Origin of the sequence: Vibrio sp. sp1 (assembly GCF_016920955.1) — a bacterium.
Taxonomy (GTDB): Bacteria; Pseudomonadota; Gammaproteobacteria; order Enterobacterales; family Vibrionaceae; genus Vibrio; species Vibrio alginolyticus.
This window is the reverse complement of the sequence record NZ_CP060590.1, coordinates 1,786,158-1,803,685: the sequence shown is the minus strand read 5'-3', so window position 1 is coordinate 1,803,685 and position 17,528 is coordinate 1,786,158. Positions and strand designations below refer to the sequence as shown.

14 protein-coding genes and 1 pseudogene are annotated in these 17,528 nt (G+C 43.7%); 13 read left to right on the top strand and 2 right to left on the bottom strand.

What is annotated here, in order from left to right; translation table 11 throughout:
* Nucleotides 1-115: 115 nt before the first annotated feature.
* From H9L11_RS23345 to H9L11_RS23315, 7 genes are all read left to right on the top strand, one after another.
* Nucleotides 116-1,258 (top strand): hypothetical protein, encoded by a 1,143-nt coding sequence (locus H9L11_RS23345; RefSeq protein ID WP_205391234.1) that lies wholly within the window; start codon nt 116-118, stop codon nt 1,256-1,258.
* On the top strand, nt 1,248-2,174 hold the full coding sequence (locus H9L11_RS23340; protein ID WP_205391233.1) for a zinc ABC transporter substrate-binding protein: 927 nt from the start codon (nt 1,248-1,250) through the stop codon (nt 2,172-2,174). The genes H9L11_RS23345 and H9L11_RS23340 overlap by 11 nt, the downstream gene beginning before the upstream one ends.
* 3 nt (nt 2,175-2,177) lie before the next feature.
* Nucleotides 2,178-2,972 carry a metal ABC transporter permease gene (locus tag H9L11_RS23335; protein WP_085569167.1) on the top strand — a complete coding sequence of 265 codons (795 nt, stop codon included), beginning with the start codon at nt 2,178-2,180 and terminating at the stop codon, nt 2,970-2,972.
* 300 nt (nt 2,973-3,272) lie between these two features.
* Nucleotides 3,273-3,992, top strand: coding sequence for a 3-oxoacyl-ACP reductase FabG (gene fabG, locus H9L11_RS23330; RefSeq protein WP_017633598.1), 720 nt, complete (start codon nt 3,273-3,275; stop codon nt 3,990-3,992).
* Nucleotides 3,993-4,432: 440 nt separating this feature from the next.
* Nucleotides 4,433-4,984, top strand: a complete 552-nt coding sequence (locus H9L11_RS23325) for an AHH domain-containing protein (protein ID WP_050550087.1) — start codon at nt 4,433-4,435, stop codon at nt 4,982-4,984.
* On the top strand, nt 4,981-5,556 hold the full coding sequence (locus H9L11_RS23320) for a hypothetical protein (RefSeq protein ID WP_033906347.1): 576 nt from the start codon (nt 4,981-4,983) through the stop codon (nt 5,554-5,556). The genes H9L11_RS23325 and H9L11_RS23320 overlap by 4 nt, the downstream gene beginning before the upstream one ends.
* Before the next feature lie 995 nt (nt 5,557-6,551).
* The gene (locus H9L11_RS23315) at nt 6,552-7,925 is read left to right on the top strand and encodes a carbohydrate porin (protein ID WP_031781088.1); all 1,374 of its coding nucleotides are present in this window, start codon (nt 6,552-6,554) and stop codon (nt 7,923-7,925) included.
* A gap of 63 nt (nt 7,926-7,988) precedes the next feature.
* Here H9L11_RS23315 and H9L11_RS23310 read toward each other — a convergent pair whose 3' ends face one another.
* Nucleotides 7,989-8,975 (bottom strand): LacI family DNA-binding transcriptional regulator, encoded by a 987-nt coding sequence (locus H9L11_RS23310; RefSeq protein ID WP_005373712.1) that lies wholly within the window; start codon nt 8,973-8,975, stop codon nt 7,989-7,991.
* 235 nt (nt 8,976-9,210) lie between these two features.
* Here H9L11_RS23310 and H9L11_RS23305 point away from each other — a divergent pair, with 235 nt between their 5' ends.
* The 3 genes from H9L11_RS23305 (at nt 9,211) to H9L11_RS23295 (ending at nt 13,225) form a co-directional block, all read left to right on the top strand.
* Nucleotides 9,211-10,650: a sucrose-specific PTS transporter subunit IIBC gene (locus H9L11_RS23305; protein ID WP_025767958.1), complete on the top strand. Its 1,440-nt coding sequence runs from the start codon at nt 9,211-9,213 to the stop codon at nt 10,648-10,650.
* Between the two features lie 165 nt (nt 10,651-10,815).
* On the top strand, nt 10,816-11,739 hold the full coding sequence (locus tag H9L11_RS23300; protein WP_064376208.1) for an aminoimidazole riboside kinase: 924 nt from the start codon (nt 10,816-10,818) through the stop codon (nt 11,737-11,739).
* 31 nt (nt 11,740-11,770) lie between these two features.
* Complete coding sequence (locus H9L11_RS23295) at nt 11,771-13,225, top strand: sucrose-6-phosphate hydrolase (RefSeq protein ID WP_064376209.1); 1,455 nt, start codon at nt 11,771-11,773, stop codon at nt 13,223-13,225.
* A 64-nt stretch (nt 13,226-13,289) separates the two neighbouring features.
* Here H9L11_RS23295 and H9L11_RS23695 read toward each other — a convergent pair.
* A pseudogene (locus H9L11_RS23695) lies at nt 13,290-13,409 on the bottom strand (dihydrofolate reductase); the annotation flags it as partial.
* Nucleotides 13,410-13,662: 253 nt separating this feature from the next.
* Between H9L11_RS23695 and yghU the strand changes: the two are divergent.
* The 3 genes from yghU (at nt 13,663) to H9L11_RS23280 (ending at nt 17,493) form a co-directional block, all read left to right on the top strand.
* Complete coding sequence (gene yghU, locus H9L11_RS23290) at nt 13,663-14,520, top strand: glutathione-dependent disulfide-bond oxidoreductase (protein ID WP_005373705.1); 858 nt, start codon at nt 13,663-13,665, stop codon at nt 14,518-14,520.
* Nucleotides 14,521-15,703: 1,183 nt separating this feature from the next.
* Entirely contained in the window at nt 15,704-16,873 is a 1,170-nt protein-coding gene (locus H9L11_RS23285) for a D-alanyl-D-alanine carboxypeptidase family protein (protein WP_064376210.1), read from the top strand.
* Between the two features lie 212 nt (nt 16,874-17,085).
* Nucleotides 17,086-17,493: an SPOR domain-containing protein gene (locus H9L11_RS23280; RefSeq protein WP_064376211.1), complete on the top strand. Its 408-nt coding sequence runs from the start codon at nt 17,086-17,088 to the stop codon at nt 17,491-17,493.
* The last annotated feature ends 35 nt before the right edge of the window (nt 17,494-17,528 follow it).

The following is a 17,528-nucleotide window of genomic DNA, read 5'->3' as shown; positions in this document are numbered from 1 at the left end:
ATTGAGTACGAACATGAAATCGGAGCCTAATTTAAATTTCTGCTTGTGTAATGAGAATTGTTATATTATAACATCGAAAAATTAAATGTTATAACATAACAAAAAGGAAAAAGTAGTGAATAAGAAATTGGTGTCTCTCGTGATCGGTAGCATTTTTGCATCCCCTGTTTTTGCCGACACACTATCGAACCCACAGATTGGTGTTGTTGTTGATGGCTACTACCAAGATGGCCAACGTCATAATTCTGAGCGCGAAGAAGGCTTTGGTCTAGGCCATACGGAATTAAACTTCTCATCAAATATCGACGACAAGTTTTACGGCGCATTGACCGCGGTTCTTGAAAGTCATGGTGATGAGACAGAATTAGAGCTTGAAGAGGCATTCATCGAAACTTTGGCATTGCCATATGGTGTAAACGTGCGCGCTGGCCGATTCCTATCTGACTTTGGTTACCTGAACAACCAACACATGCACACCGATAGCTTTGTTGAGCGTCCAATTGCTTATCGTACTTTCCTTGGCTCGCACTACTACGATGATGGTGTACGTGCAAACATCGTGTTGCCAACCGACCTTTATGTAAAACTTGGTGTAGAAGCGCTCAGTGGTAGCAAAATGTCTTCTGTCGAAGAAGGTTCTGAAGTTGGCGTGTACACCACGACGCTGAAGCTTGGTAGTGACTTCTCCGAATCTTCAAGTTGGCAGTTTGGTTTAAGTTACCTGCGTAACGAAAACGGCAAGGTTAAAGAATTCGAAGATCACGACCACGGTCATGAAGAAGAGCATGAGCACGATCACCATCATGGCGCAGCAGTGACAGGTGCGAACCTTTACGGTGCTGATTTTGTTTGGAAATGGGCACCAGACGGTAATTACAAATACAGCAACTTCACGCTATCGGCTGAATACATGCTGTTAGACGGTGTGGTAGATAGCAAATATAAAAACGATGCAGAGTCACCAGACAACTTAAGCGCTTACTATGTTTCGGGTGTTTATCGCTTCAACCCAAGCTGGTCAGCAGGTCTACGTTACGGCGAAGCAGAAAGCTACGATGGTCATGCACATGGCGACCACATGCATTTTACTGAGCTGAATGATAAAGAAATGGATGCGATGATCGCATGGGATTCTTCTCACTTCGGTACTATCCGCGCGCAATACACTCGCATTGATAACCAAGACAGTGAGACAGACAACGTGTTCACTCTGCAATACGTGATGACATTTGGAGCGCACGGTGCTCATGCGTTCTAAGCTGACATTAAATAAATGCAGTTTGGTGATGATGGCGGCAGGAGCTGCCATCATTGCTTCGCCTGCTTCGGCTCTAAACATTTTCGTTTGTGAGCCAGAATGGAAAGCCTTTCTTGAAAGCCACGCGCCAGATGCCAGTATTTATTCAGCGACAACGGCTAAGCAAGACCCACATTACGTACAAGCTCGTCCTTCTTTGATTGCAAAGATGCGCCAAGCGGACATGGCAATGTGTTCGGGCGCAGAGCTAGAGGTGGGGTGGTTACCTATGCTGCAAGTTCGTAGCAGCAATGCGGCGGTGCAAAATGGTGCGCCGAGCATGATCTACGCGACGGACTTCGTGCGCATGTTAGATACTCATGCTCACGTTGACCGTAGCATGGGAGATATACACGCTCACGGTAACCCACATGTTCAATTTGCGGCAAATGACATGATTCCATTATCTCGTAAAGTCACGGAGCGCCTAAAAGCGATTGATCCCGACAACGCACAAAGTTACCAAGTGAATGGTATGAAGTTTCGTGCTCATTGGCGTAAAAAGCTTAAAGAATGGAATGAGAAAGGGGCTGCTTTAAAGGGTAAGCAAGTTGTCGGTTATCACGCGACGTATCGTTATTTGTACGATTGGCTCGGAATGAAGCAGATTGCCGATCTCGAACCTAAACCGGGCATTTCACCGACCACATCTCACCTGCAATCACTCACCAAGTTAAATGCCGACAGTTTTGATGCGATTGTTTACTCCTCTCATCAGGATCAGCGTCCAGCGAACTGGTTGCAAGATCATACTGACAAACCTGTGATTCAACTGCCATTGACCGTTTCTGAGGGTGAAAGCTTGGATGAGATGTACGATCAGGTCATTGATGATTTACTGGATGTGTTAGTGCCGCCCGTTCCTGAGAAGATCTAAGTCATGGCGGATTATACATGGCTTTTACCTGCGGTTTTGTGTGGTTTAATTGCGTTGGTTGGCAACATCGTTCTGGGGCAACAAGTTCTTAATCGTCAGATCATCTTTATAGATTTGGCGGTGGCGCAAGTCGCGGCATTGGGGGCAGCACTAAGCCACTACTGGTTGAGCCAATACGCGCTGTTCTCAGGCTCATTCTTTGGCGAAATGATTGGCCCTTGGGTGATGTCTTTGATGCTTTGCGGTTTGATTGCCTTAATGGAGAAACGATACCAGCAACATTTAGAGCCCATGATTGGCAGCTTGTTTGTCGTGTCTGCATCGCTGGCGATCCTGCTGGTGAGTAAAGACCCACACGGCGGAGACTTTATTCAAGGCATTCTTAATGGGCAATTGTTATGGGCGACTTGGGCAGACGTTTGGCCTTTGGCACTCATTACCGCTGCGATGTTGCTATTGGTTTGGTTAAAACCTGCGTTTATGCGCGGTAGTGGTTTTTATCTGATCTTTGCAATCCTGATGCCCATTACGGTCAAGTTAACCGGCATTTATTTAGAATTTGCTTTGTTGGTTATTCCAGCTTTATGTGCGGCAGCATTGAAGGGAACTCGATTCTTTGTCGCTAGTATCAGCATTGGTATTGTTGGGATCTTATCGGGTATTGCCGCATCGGCTCGCTATGACTTACCGAGTGGTGCGAGTATTGTGATCACCCTGTTTATTGCTGGCATGTTGTTTAATCTCTTGCTTCAGCCTTTTCTGGTGAAAATAACAAAACCAGCTTTTGTAAGAGATTAAGAGACAAGTAATATTGGTCTGATGAAGTAGTATTTGATTAATCAGACCAATACTTTTCTATCCAAGTCCTCCAATCGTGTAACTTTGCGCCTTCCAACACACTTTCTTACGTTGATCTTGCCATAGTCATCAAGTTGCCTTGATTAGTTCACATTCGACTCCCAGACTGTTTCTATAGTTTTTATAAGATATAAAAGACCCTGCGTATGAGAAGCGCAGCTGTAACGCGACTAGGCATAAAAACAAAAAACGCTAGGGATACAAGCGAATTTGTAATCTCAACATTTAAGGAAGACCAAGATGAAACCGGAAAAAGTAGCAGTAGTCACTGGTGCGGCTCGTGGTATTGGCCAAGCGATTTGTGAGCAATTACTGGAGGATGGATTCCACGTAATCGGGCTAGACATATCGCCCGTGGAATGGAGCCAGTCGGCGCAGCTAAGCAGTTATCAAGTCAACTTGTGTGATGCCGAAGCTGTCAGTGAAGTGGTAGAAAGTGTTGTAGAGCAGCACGGAAGAATCGATGCTCTGGTTAACAACGCGGGCATCACTCGAGATGCACTGTTGCCAGACATGTTAGAGCAAGACTGGGACAGCGTGATCGACGTGAACCTAAAAGCGGTGTTCTTACTCACCCAACGTGTTGCTCCTGTCATGCTAGAGCAGGGCACAGGCAGTATTGTTAGCATTTCTTCTATAGTGGGAACGGATGGTAATATCGGCCAGAGCAACTACGGCGCAAGTAAAGGCGGCGTCATCTCAATGAGCAAAGGCTGGGCGAAAGAACTTTCAAGAAAGGGTGCACAGATACGCGTTAATTGTGTCGCGCCAGGCTTTATCGCCACCGACATGACCAAGAACCTGCCAGAGAAAGTCATTCAAATGATGGAAGGCAAAACCCCATTAGGGCGCATGGGCTCAGTGCAAGATATTGCCAATGGCGTCTCTTTCCTAACCTCAGACAAGAGCGCCTACATCACAGGCCAAGTGCTCAAGATTGACGGTGGGTTGGTATTATAGCTCGTTAATCAAAACGTCAAATAACAAACGCCCTTTATTTATGTGAAGGGCGTTTTTGTTTGAGGAACATTAATTGACCTGCTGGTATTTTTTTGCTCCTAAATGATTCAGTGGAATCAGTCAATAGTACGTGATGGAAGGTATAATTGCTTACTTTTATTAGCGAAGAAACTGATTGTATTGAGTGTTTTGTAGCCACTTGTTTTCTGGTAGCTTACAGCTCTTATTAAAGCTGTTGTGCCAGTCACATCTAATTGACCAAACATACAAGGAAGGAATTGTGAAGTATACGCCAAAGCCTATTCGACCTAGCAACCCATCTGCATTAGAGTTGGTTATTTATTACTACGAATGTCAAGCGGCCTGAATATCACGACAAAAAGAATAGTGTTGCGCTTAACAATGAATCTAAAGAAGCTTGCAAGCAGCGTACTGATGCTTTGGAAAAGGATTGGGCACACCTTCAGCATGAGCGAAAAAAGATCACTTCTCAGGTGATGCTACAGCAGGATCTTGAAACATGCCGTGCTGAAAACAAGTTGAAAGATGAAGATGAGTTGTTCGAGGAGGCTCATCATCCGACTTGTGTGCTGGCTCGTAATCTCACTGCAGTTGGTGAACCTAAGCCGAGTAGCATCCATGACCCACATCATATCATTCCGGGTAAAGGGCGGTTTCAGCAGGTTAGACTTGTTGTGACACGATTAGCTCTTCATGCTCACGGTATTGGAATCAATGACCCGTTGAATGGCGCTTGGCTACCTCGCTATAAAAATGACAAAGGTCACTGGGCAGGCAGTGAAGCACCAGCTCATCGAGAGATACATCGGTATAACTATGAATCATGGATTGTGAATACGTTTAGTTCTCCAATGCTGCCTGAGCAGGCAATGATTAGTCGCTTACAAAGAGTAAAGCACAAACTTCTGCATGGTGGATATCCGCAGAAAATTATTGAAAAGAAAGACACTAGCTGGAGCGGTCAATCATGAAAATCTACCAGTTAAAGCAACGCCCTGAGGAGTTTAAAACTCTAACTCTGGATATTATGAATCTTGCTAATCAGCTTGGTAATAAAAAGCTAGTAAGGCAACTCCGACTGCAGCCTTCTACTAATGAGCCTTTACTACCAATTTGGAAAGATGGTGTGGTTGGCGATTTTGAGGATGTTTTAGGAAAAAACTCTACGATGCCGGACATATCAACATGGTATAGCACATATCTAGCGCTAACTGCAGGTGCATGCGATAAGCTAGAATCGGTACTAGCGTCTGAGGGGGAGTTCTTGCCTATAAACGTTGGTGACGAAACCATATATGCTTTTAATTGCCTTAGTTTTGGCGCTGAAGATGAGTCTATGTGCCTTAAGAAACATACCGATGGTTTTGAAGATGGTCTGGAAACCATTGAATTTGATGAAGAGGATATCGAACCACGCTATGTATTCAAATCTCGCTTACAAGGCTGTACAGTGCTCTATGCTACAGAATCTTTCAAGCTTTTGTGCGAAGAGCATGGACTAGAAGGACTTAAGTTTGATGAAGATTTGCTGGATCCGTTTTAGTAGTTGACCAATGGGGTTAATGAATCCAACCACTACACTAGAAATTTGCAATACCTAAGCTAATGTTAGTGGGTTAATCGGGTCGTGGTTTTTCACAGTAGAGCCAAATTAGAAGTTGCATTTATTGCTAGTTCTGTCTTTTCTTTAGTAACAGTAGAATATGAAATCATGCAGTCGAGGCGTCAGGTGGCGGGATTGCAAAGCAGTCTTTATCTCTAGTATCAAAGAGGACGGGGAGCCGCTTTTTACAGGCGACTATATCGAATACACTAATTAGCGCAGTTTTAATAAGCGTAATGAAAATGAGAAGCTGAGAAAGCCCGAGAAGAACTATTAAGTCGAGATTCCTTTCTAATATGTAGTGAGTGGGTTGATTTGGCCAACCGACAAAAGGATTTGTAACATCTATAATTGTCCATTAAATGCTAATTTAGCAAAACCTACAACTCAATTTTCCAAAAATGAGTTTCGTTAGCTTGAATTAGAATAGCAAAGCGCTCTTCACGAAAGTTAAGGGCGTTAACAGCCTTTCATGTTGTTTGAACCAAGGTATCGAGATCCGCTTCGCTCTTAGTTACGTTCAACCTTAGCTGCTACTTTTCATCAACAAATAGAGATGAGTTACCATCAAGTAGCATAGGGAAGCGCGTGAGCACTATTCTCTCAAATGAACACTAAACCCCTTCTTTGTAGCCTGTCACCTTCAAACTACTTCCTCTAGCGCTAACAATTAATTCAAATGTGCGCTGGTTAATGATTTTTCTGTAAGTAACACAATTGAACGTGATAGAAGTAACAAAATCACCTCTTTGCGGTAACGTTCCCGAAAAGTTTATATATTATCGCCCTCATTGATATAAGTAGTAGAGACGCTCTGAGTACGAGCGCTCTGAAATTCAGGCTTTAGATGGACATTTAAAGTCACCATAAGTTTGCGATTTTTCTTGGGAACGTTTGCAATATGCCTAAGTATAAATTTACGTGAGACTATGGAAATGAAACTACACACTTTGACGATGGCAGTAGCGCTTGGACTGGTTACTGCACCTGCATTCGCAGCAACAGATGTTGACGCTCTTGAAAAGCGAATTAATGAATTAGAACAGAGACTTGAGCAGACAGAAAAAGCATCCACAGAAGCAAATGAGAAAGCCTCAAGCTTTGAGTTTCATGGCTACGCTCGTTCCGGGCTACTGATTAATGACGATCTGAATGGTGCAGTGGGTACTGGTCCTTACATGACGGCAGCTGGTGCTATTGGCGCTCCAGTTGGGCGATTAGGGGTAGAGGATGATCATTATGTGGAAGCAAACCTTATTCACAAACGTTTTGCAGATGATGGTTCCAGCGCATTGTTCCGAATCATGTTGGCAGATAGTACGGAAACCAATAACGAATGGACGGCGAGCGAGAGTCAATTAAACGTTCGTCAGGTATATGCTGAGCTAAACAAGTTGAGTATGTTCTCTGAATCAAGAGCTTTTGCTGACGCGACGTTTTGGGCTGGTAAACGATTTGACCGTGATAACTTTGACATTCACTTCTTTGACTCGGATATTGTTTTCTTATCTGGTACTGGTGCTGGTGTGTATGACGTCCAAATGAGCGATTCGTGGAAAGCAAACTTCTCGATCTATGGTCGTGATTTTGGTGAGATTGATAGCTCGTCAACAGATGTTGAAAACTATATCGCGACAATGAACAACCGCTTCGGTAATTGGCAATTGATGCTGAGCGGCATGACGTCTGCTGATAACAATGATCGCGTAGAAGGCGCAGCGGACAAAGGTTTACATGCGATGTTTGCTTACCATGGCGATAACTTCTTTGGCATGAGTGAAGGCTTCTCTAAAACCGGTATTTTGATGGGTGATGGACTGGGTGCGGAACTTAAAGGCATCGGTTCAAACGGAGATTTGTTAGAAGACGCAAAAGCCGTACGCTTGTTCAGCTATGGTGTAACACGCATCGGCGACAACTGGCGTGTAGCACCTGCGTTGCTAGCAGAACACAGCCAAGATCGCTTTGCTGAAAATGATGAATTTACGTGGGCATCGTTCAACATCCGCTTAGCGCAAGAGTTTACGCAGAACTTTGAGATGGTTTATGAAGGCTCATACCAATACATGGACCTAGACAATGCGATTGATAAAGCAAGTGGCAGTTTTTACAAAGCGACAATTGCACCAACGCTTAAGATGTCTACCGCTGCAGGTTTCTTTGACCGTCCGGAGCTACGTTTTGCAGTTAGCTACGTTGATTGGAGCGAAGACTTGAATGGCTACTCGATTAGCCAGGATGCGGGTGCTGCAACGATGGGTGATGGTGGTGAAGTTCTGTTTGCACTGCAAATGGAAACTTGGTTCTAAAGGGATCTAACCGACAAAGAGTAATAAGAAAAGCGCCAACTGATTTCAGTTGGCGCTTTTTCATTAACAGGACTGACGCTCAATTGTTTTGAAGGTTAGTACCATCTTACTCATTTCAAAACTTCTGTTGGCAATTCTATCTAGTAGCAGTTTCGCACCATTTTCACCCGCTTTATCAAATGCATAGTTAAATGTTGATAAGGTTGGGGTGCACACTGATGCGAGCTCATCATCACCAACTCCTAGCACTAAAACGTCTTTACCCGGTGTTAACCCGAGCTCTTGAATCGCTCTCATCGCACCGATAGCAATACGGTCTGTCGCACAGAACAAGCCATCTAGCTTAGGGTTCTTTGTTAAGTGTTGTTTTGCCAATGAATAGCCAGAATCGATGGTAAAGTCACCACGAGCATGGAAGGCGATCTCAAAACCATGATGCTGTAGCGCTTGAACAAATCCTTCAGAGCGTTGCTTATCTACCGCGATATCGTCACCTTGCACACCAATAAAACCCATGGTTTGGCAACCTTTTGCAACCAGTCTATTTCCCGCTTCAAACCCTACTCGTGCGTCATCATGAATGATGCTTGGAATATTAAACATGGAACCATCTTGACCGACGAGCACAACTGGAACGGCTGAGTTTTGAATTGCTTTTACCAGTTTGGAATCGAGGTGGGTGGCGTAAAGAATGATCCCTTCAACCCGTTTTTGGTTAAAGATCTGAATGTATTCCAGTTCTTTTTCGTGGGCTTGGTGAGTGCTAGCAAGTAAGACATGTTTCCCGGCTTTTTCAAGGACATCGGTTAATCCATCGACACCTTGGGATGTGGCATGAGAGGAAACCCGAGGAACAATGACACCAACCAGATTGGTCTTTTGAGATTTTAGATCTTTAGCGACTTGGTTCGGCACATAGCCACACTCCGCTACTGCTTGGCGGACCTTCAGTTTTGTCGCTTCTTTTACGCCATATTCATCGTTTATAACCCGTGACACTGTTGATTTTGATACGCCAGCCAGACGGGCGACATCATGCAGACTCGCCATTGTTCCTATCCATTCTGTTTTTCGTTTTTGGGATTGTTTGCAAAGAGAAGATGAAAAGCTCTTTGATAAGTAGCGATTCTAACCTCCTATACTGCTCTTAGGGAGAGAATTTGACGATCATTCTCACATTCTCTCTGCTTTATCTTTGATCATTTGGTTTTATTGAGCAAAAATCTGTTTTGCAAACGTTCCCGAAAATTTCGCAAGCTCAGATAATAATCCAATGGGGTATGAAATGAATTATCCGGCAGTAGCAAAAGAGTTGTTAACTCTATTAGGTGGTAAAAGCAACATCACCGCACTTGCGCATTGTGCGACACGCTTACGCCTTGCCGTTGCAGATGAGCAAAAAATAGATGAACAAGCGATTGATAGCCTTGAAGGAGTAAAAGGGCAGTTCAAAGTTGCGGGTCAGTACCAAATCATTTTTGGATCAGGCATCGTAAACCAAGTTTATGCAGAAATGGCGAAGTTGACGGGGATGAGTGAAATGTCCACCAACGACGTTGCGTCTGCTGGCGCAGAGAAACAAAACATCGTTCAGCGCGCGGTGAAAGGGCTGTCTGATATTTTCGTTCCAATCATTCCAGCAATCGTCGCTGGTGGTTTGTTGATGGGTATCTATAACCTATTGACTGCTCAAGGCTTGTTCATTGATGGCAAATCTTTGATTGATGCCAACCCAGGACTGACAGACTTGGCGAACATGATCAACACGTTTGCGAACGCGCCGTTTGTTTACCTGCCTATTCTGCTGGCATTTTCAGCCAGTAAGAAGTTTGGCGGTAACCCATATTTAGGGGCGGCGCTAGGTATGTTGATGGTTCACCCTGACTTGCTGAATGGTTGGGGATTCGGCGGCGCATCTGTGTCTGGCAACATTCCGGTTTGGAATATTCTTGGCTTTGAAATCCAAAAAGTGGGTTACCAAGGTTCGGTGTTACCGGTTTTGGTATCGGCATTCATTCTTGCGAAGGTTGAGCTAGGCTTACGTAAAGTCATACCTTCTGTTTTAGACAACCTTTTAACGCCATTACTGGCGATTTTCATAGCGGGTTTGCTGACGTTTACTGTCGTCGGTCCGTTCACGCGTGATATCGGTTTCCTATTGGGTGATGGTCTGAACTGGCTATACAACACTGCTGGCTTTGTTGGTGGTGCGGTATTTGGTCTTATTTATGCTCCGTTTGTTATTACTGGTATGCATCACAGCTTCATTGCTATTGAAACTCAACTTCTTGCGGATATTGCGACGACGGGCGGCACCTTTATCTTTCCTATTGCGGCGATGTCTAACGTTTCTCAAGGAGCGGCTGCGTTGGCGGTGGGCGTGATGAGCAAAGATAAGAAGATGAAAGGTATTGCGATTCCATCTGGTGTTACGGGTTTGCTGGGTATTACAGAACCGGCTATGTTTGGTGTTAACTTAAAACTACGTTACCCATTTATTGCGGCAGTTTGCGCTGCGGCGTTATCAAGTGCGTTCATCACAATGTTTAATGTGAAAGCTCAGGCATTGGGCGCAGCTGGTCTTCCAGGCATCATTTCCATTACGCCAGAGAAGATTGGGTACTACATCGCGGGTATGGTGATCGCGTTCTTGACCGCATTTGTTCTCACCATTGTTCTTGGTATGCGTGACCGCGCTAAAGTCGGTAGAAAAGCAGCGGCTTAATCTGAACTCCTTAGGGGTGGAGTCCCCCAAAATCCACTTCTTTTCCTAAATGTTTGGGATGCTAGCCAAGCACTAATGGCTTGGCTAGCCTTTTTCAATTTTTACTTGGTAGTGAAGGTGTTCAACACGTTGGACTATCAGGGCTTTAATTTCAAGGTAAGCAAGATGAATCAAGTGTGGGTAACTGGTGATGCTGTTGTCGATCTAATACCGGAATCTGAGACTTCTTTACTCAAATGTCCCGGTGGTGCACCAGCGAATGTCGCCGTAGCTATTGCTCGTCTATCTGGTAAGAGTGCGTTTTTTGGACGTGTAGGTGATGACCCATTTGGTCGCTTCATGCAATCAACGCTCGATCAAGAGGGCGTGAGCACGGAGTTTCTCGTTAAAGATCCTGAGCAAAGAACATCAACAGTGGTGGTGGATTTAGACGAGCAAGGTGAGCGCAGCTTTACGTTTATGGTAAAACCGAGCGCTGATCAGTTTATGTCTGTTGAAGACATCCCAAACTTTAAGCAAGGTGACTGGCTACACGTTTGCTCAATTTCACTGGCAAATGAGCCAAGTAGAAGCAGCACGTTTGAGGCGATCAAAAGAGCAAAAGCCGCTGGTGGTTTCATTAGCTTTGACCCTAACTTGCGCGATGAAGTGTGGCAAGATCAATCAGAGATCCAAGCTGTAGTGATGAAGGCTGTAGCGATGGCTGATGTGGTTAAGTTCTCTGAAGAGGAGCTTTTGTTCTTAACTGACTCAACATCGATGGCGCAAGGTTTACAACAAATAGCCGCTTTGAATATTGCTTTGGTCTTGGTGACACAAGGTGCTAAAGGCGTTTGGCGCGTCTTTGAAAATCAGAGTGAGCTGATCACTGGTCAAGTCGTTAGTCCGATTGATACCACAGGTGCGGGTGATGCTTTTGTCGGAGGGCTACTGGCATGCCTGTCTCGGTATGACGATTGGAAAAATCATCCTGTTGTTAGCTCTGCGATTCAATGGGCAAATGGCTGTGGTGCGTTAGCGACGACGCAAAAAGGCGCAATGACCGCGCTTCCGACCCAGACAGAATTGCTGCAATTTATTGGGCAATGATCTCCAGATCCAATTTCAGTTGAGAAAAATTATGAGCTTAAACAACCGTTGGACTGTGGAGCAAAGATATCGTCGACTTGAGCAAATCCCTCAGTGTGATATCGAAGAAATGACACTTTCACGTCAGCAAGATAAAGGCTTTCCTAGTTTTCATATCGCCCCTAGATTTGGGCTGTTAAATGACCCAAATGGGTTGTGCTATTTCAATGGTGAGCACCACATCTTTTACCAGTGGACGCCTGTGGGACCAGTCCATGGAATGAAGTATTGGTACCACCTTTCTACTAAAGACTTCATCCATTTTAAAGATCATGGCGTGGGTCTTCATCCTGACCAAGACTACGATTCACATGGTGTCTATTCGGGCGGTGCTTTGGTGGAAAACAACAAGGCTTTGCTGTTTTTTACTGGTAATAAGCGTGACCAAAACTGGAATCGAATTCCAACACAGTGCTTTGCCACCATGGATTCAGATGGCAACATTGAAAAGCATGGTGTGGTCATTGAGAACGAACATTACACGGAGCACTTTCGTGATCCAAAAGTTTGGAAGAAAGGCGACGACTATTTGATGGTGGTGGGTGCTCAAACCAAAACCGAGCATGGTTCAATGGCGCTCTATCAAAGCAAAGATTTGAAAACGTGGCAGCATAAAGGTCCTATCAAGACCAAGTTTTCTGACCTTGGGTACATGTGGGAGTGTCCTGATTTCTTTGAGATTAATGGTCAATCGGTGATGCTGTTTTCTCCACAGGGCGTGAGCAGTAATAATCCTTATGATTTCAAAAACATCTATTCTGTTGCGTATATCGTGGGTGATCAGTTGAACCTAGAGTCGATGATTTTAGAAAACCACCAAGATATTTTGCAGCCAGATTATGGGTTTGATTTCTACGCCCCACAAACCTATTTAGATGAGAATGGGCGTCGCATTCTTATTGCATGGATAGGGTTGCCAGAAATCGACACACCATCGGTCACACACCAGTGGGCAGGAATGTTGTCTCTTCCTAGAGAACTAACGTTGAAAGATGGTTTTCTTGTTCAAGCTCCGCTCCCTGAGCTGAAGAGTTTAAGAAAAGAAGAGGTGGTCTTTGCACAATCCCATACACTGGAAAGCACAAGTTGTTTGATCCAATTAGACCTTGAGGGCGATGGCTTTGAACTTGAGCTGAGTAACCTCAAAGGTGACAACATCGTCTTTAGTGCGACAGAGCACGAGTTTATGCTGGACCGTCGTCACATGTCTCATTTGTACGCAGAAGAATTTGGTGGTATTCGAAAAGCACCAAGATTGGACGCTAAGCAGACGATTGAGATGTATATCGACAATTCTGTCATCGAGATTTTCATTAATGGCGGCAAACACACGATGACCAGTCGTTTCTTTATTGATGACCTCAATACGGTAACGTTGAGAGGGTTGGAGCAAGCAAGGCTTTTCCCTTTGAAAGGTATTTCTGGTTTGTTTGAATCAGCTAAGTAACGGTTTCGAATACATTAAAACGCCCTTCATTGATTTAGTGAAGGGCGTTTTTCTTTCTAACTATCTAACTTAACTGCCTATCACGCACGTAAGTTGTTTGAACTAAGGTATCCAGAACAACTTCATTCTTGGTGACTTTGAAGTTTAGCGGTTGTTCTAAATCCCCAAATAGTGGCGCGCCGCCGAGTGTAGCTTACTCATCGTTGGCATCTCGAACCTAGTTCACATTATCGCGACGTTTTTACTTATAGCGTGAAAGAAAATCCCATAACCAAAGGTTCTAACTAAAAGAGATTGCAGGACTTTTATTTAGCGAATTCGACCTAATATCTTGAGTATGCCTAATCGCAGTTGGCGAAGAGGTGATGTTAATAATGCTTGCTGGCGCGTAAGACCCGTCAGTTTGAAGATGCATTCAAACACAATAAGGGAAAACAATGGCTAACGAATACATTCCACCAAAAGTTTGGACAAACGATAATGAAAACGGCGGTCAGTGGGCGAGCATCAACCGTCCGGATTCTGGCGCACGTCATGAGCAAGAGCTTCCAGTTGGTGAGCACCCATTCCAACTTTACTCAATGGGTACCCCAAATGGTCAGAAAGTGACGATCATGTTTGAAGAGCTTTTGGCTGCTGGCGTAACGGCAGCAGAATACGATGCATACCTGATTAAGATTGGCGATGGCGACCAGTTTGGCTCTGGCTTTGTGGCTGTTAACCCAAACTCTAAAATTCCGGCATTGGTTGACCGTTCGGGTTCTGAGCCAGTGAACGTGTTTGAATCTGGCAACATCTTGTTTTATCTAGCAGAGAAGTTTGATCATTTCTTACCAAAAGAAGGCGCTAAGCGTGCTGAGGTAATGAACTGGTTATTCTGGCTGCAAGGTTCTGCGCCATATCTAGGCGGTGGTTTTGGTCACTTCTACGCGTACGCACCAGAGAAGTTCGAGTACCCAATCAACCGCTTTACAATGGAAGCAAAACGTCAGTTAGATGTATTAGACAAGCGTCTTGCGAACAATGAATTCCTAGGTGGCGATGAGTACAGCATCGCTGATATCGCAACATGGCCATGGTACGGCAACCTTGTGTTGGGTCGTGCTTACGATGCGGCTGAATTCTTAGACGTAGAAAGCTACAAAAACGTTGTGCGTTGGGCAAAAGTAATTGATGAGCGTGAAGCGGTAAAACGTGGTCGAATTGTGAACCGTTCATGGGGTGAAGAATGGGAGCAGTTACCTGAGCGCCACAGCGCAGAAGATATTGATAAAGTATTGAAACTTAAACCATAAGCAATCTTGGCCTAGCTACGTCAAATGAGTTTAGTTTTATCTATGCTTATACAGTGACCTTAATCAAATCTATAGCGCACCATATACGGTGCGCTATTTTTATTCTCATTTAGTCTCGAAATGCTAATTTATATCACCTCTTGAAGAGCATTTAGTTCGTAGATGAATCTTTAATGTATTTATATATTATGATGCAAAACAAAGCTCATATTTCCATGTTAAATATGGACTGGTCATACTGCTTTCTAATAATTAAATTATTTAAAAATTATAAACTGATTTTATATCCATTATAAATAAAATTAATGATAATTAATATTTGACATAACCACTAAATTTATGTGGAATATGCGGGTTGATTTGTTTTGAAGAAATAAAATCAATTTCTAGTACTTTTATTTAAGACAAGCTTAGCTTTTAGCGATGTTTAATTATTAATGCTTATATCATGAAAGAGGATATGTATGATGTCGTCGTTTGAGTCGTACTGGGTTGGGATACGTCAAAGAATAGCCGCACAAACCGAAGGTAACCGCAGTTTAAAGTCTCTAGTCATTAAAAAGCAGCGTGTGAACTTAAATAACAGTGGGTTATCCTTTCGCGCTAAGTCCGGATGCCTTATTCCTCACTGTTATACCAAGTTCTCTGATGAGATAAACCTAAAAACATCGAAAAAATCGTCTCTTAGTTTTAAAAAAGGAAAGCTGTATTTTTCTCCAGTTTAATAATAAATGAAATTTGCATAAATTATAATATTAGGTTTTTAAATTTATCGATAATTAATTACGATTTTATGATGCGTTTTCAATATGTTTTCTTGGTAAATAATTAGCTGGGCTTATTGTTGATTGTTTTTGTTGTTTCCTATTTAGATATGGATAAAAGCTCAACTACTTTTCCTATACCAACTTACTCCCTGAATTGGCTTGCGCGCTTTTTCTCCCCTCTAAAAAAACATAGCGTTACGGAATTATTTTCGCTCCTGTTTCATTCTTCAAGACGAAAGCTCTACCTACCTCTCATTATTTTCGACAAACATTGAGTAAAAGTAACCAATCGTAACAAGGTGGCTGTAACTGAGCGCCGTTTCAATATACTCGTTTTTTAACTAGGTAATCCCGCGCTTTGAATTCATTCGGGTACCGTTTGTAAGCCTTAAATGCTACTAAGATAAGATGTCATGATGAGAAAAAGTACTATATTACACACAGTGTTAATTACAGGGTTCGCTGCTGTATCCTCGTTGGCTTATGCTGCGCCTTCAGTTGTGCCAAATGCGCCGGAACTCAGTTCTCGTGGTTATGTTTTGATGGACTTCCATACGGGGAAAGTACTGGTTGAACGTGATGCCCACAAACGTTTAAACCCCGCGAGTTTAACGAAGTTGATGACTGCTTATGTAGCTGGTCAAGAAATTAATACAGGCAATATTACGTTGAATGATGAGGTTGTCATCAGCCGAAATGCTTGGGCAAAAAATTTCCCAGATTCTTCAAAAATGTTTATTGAAGTCAATACTTCCGTTTCTTTGTCTGACTTATACCGTGGTCTGATTGTTCAATCTGGTAACGATGCCAGTGTCGCTATTGCTGAGCATGTTGCGGGAAGTGAATCAGGGTTTGTGAGTTTGATGAATAGTTGGGCCGCCAAGCTTGAATTGTCTAACACGGCATTCACCAACCCTCACGGCCTAGACAGTGACGGTTTATATTCGACACCTTATGATATTGCCAAGTTGGGCCAAGCGATTATTCGTGACTTACCTGATATCTATCCGCTGTATAGCGAAACCTCGTTTACTTACAATGGCATCACTCAATACAACCGTAATGGCTTGCTTCGTGATCGTAGTATGAATGTCGATGGCATGAAAACTGGTTATACAAGCGGCGCGGGTTATAGTCTAGCGACTTCTGCAACACAAGGTGGTATGCGTTTGATTGCAGTAGTGATGGGAGCGAAGAGTGAGAATGTTCGTGAATCAGAAAGCAAGCAGCTGTTAAGTTATGGCTTCCGCTTTTACGATACGGTAATGCCGACTGAGGCGGGTGCGGAACTTGCGAAAGCTCGAGTTTGGATGGGCGAAAAAGACGAGCTTACTGTCGGCGTAGCTAACGATGTTTATCTCACTTTGCCAAAAGGAGATGTAAAAAAGCTGCAAGCGGAAGTTGAATACAACGGTGATTTAGTTGCGCCAATTTCTGAGCAACAAGTGGTTGGTAAAGTGCTTTACAAAGTCGACGGTAAGGTCGTAAATGAAGCCGAGCTCGTTGCATTGGAGTCCGTGGAGGAAGGCAGTTTATTCAAGCGAATTTTGGACTGGTTTAAGCAATTGGTCGCTAGCTGGTTCTAAACAGTAGCGAACTTCTGTCTTTATCACTCTATCTTGTTAATGTTCTATTAAATCAATTTACTAAGGCGACCAACGTGGTCGCCTTACGTTTTTGGAATACTCGTTGCGTTAAAACGCAGGCCTTCTTGTAAGGGTGTGTTTTTACCTGACCAAGAGCGTTTTGTGTTTTTGGGTGCGAGAGAAAAGAAACTAGAACAAGAATGGAGTGACACGTGCACAAGATTTTATCTTTGACATTGGTTTTATCGCTCATGGGCTGCGCTATGCCTTACCAGCAGGAGGTCGATAGCGGCCAATGTGTTGGAGTCATGACCTCTCAGGATGCATATGGTTATTTAAACCCAAACCATTACACAATGCAGGTACTCGCGCTAAAGCAAGAAAAAGATGTGAAAGATTATATTCGCTATATCGATCCTAAGCATCCGGTTTGGGTTAACTGGAAAAACAGCCGAGGCACGCGTTGGTATACGGTAACTGTTGGTGATTTTAAAACGAAGCAGGATGCCTACAATGCGCTTTCTTCATTACCAAGCCGTGTAAAGCAGTCATCCCCGTTTGTGCTGACTTTTGCGGAAATGCAGCGTAAGCAACAAACGAGTGTTGTCAGAATGCGTTAGCCAACAAAAAACGGAAGCGATGGCTTCCGTTTTTG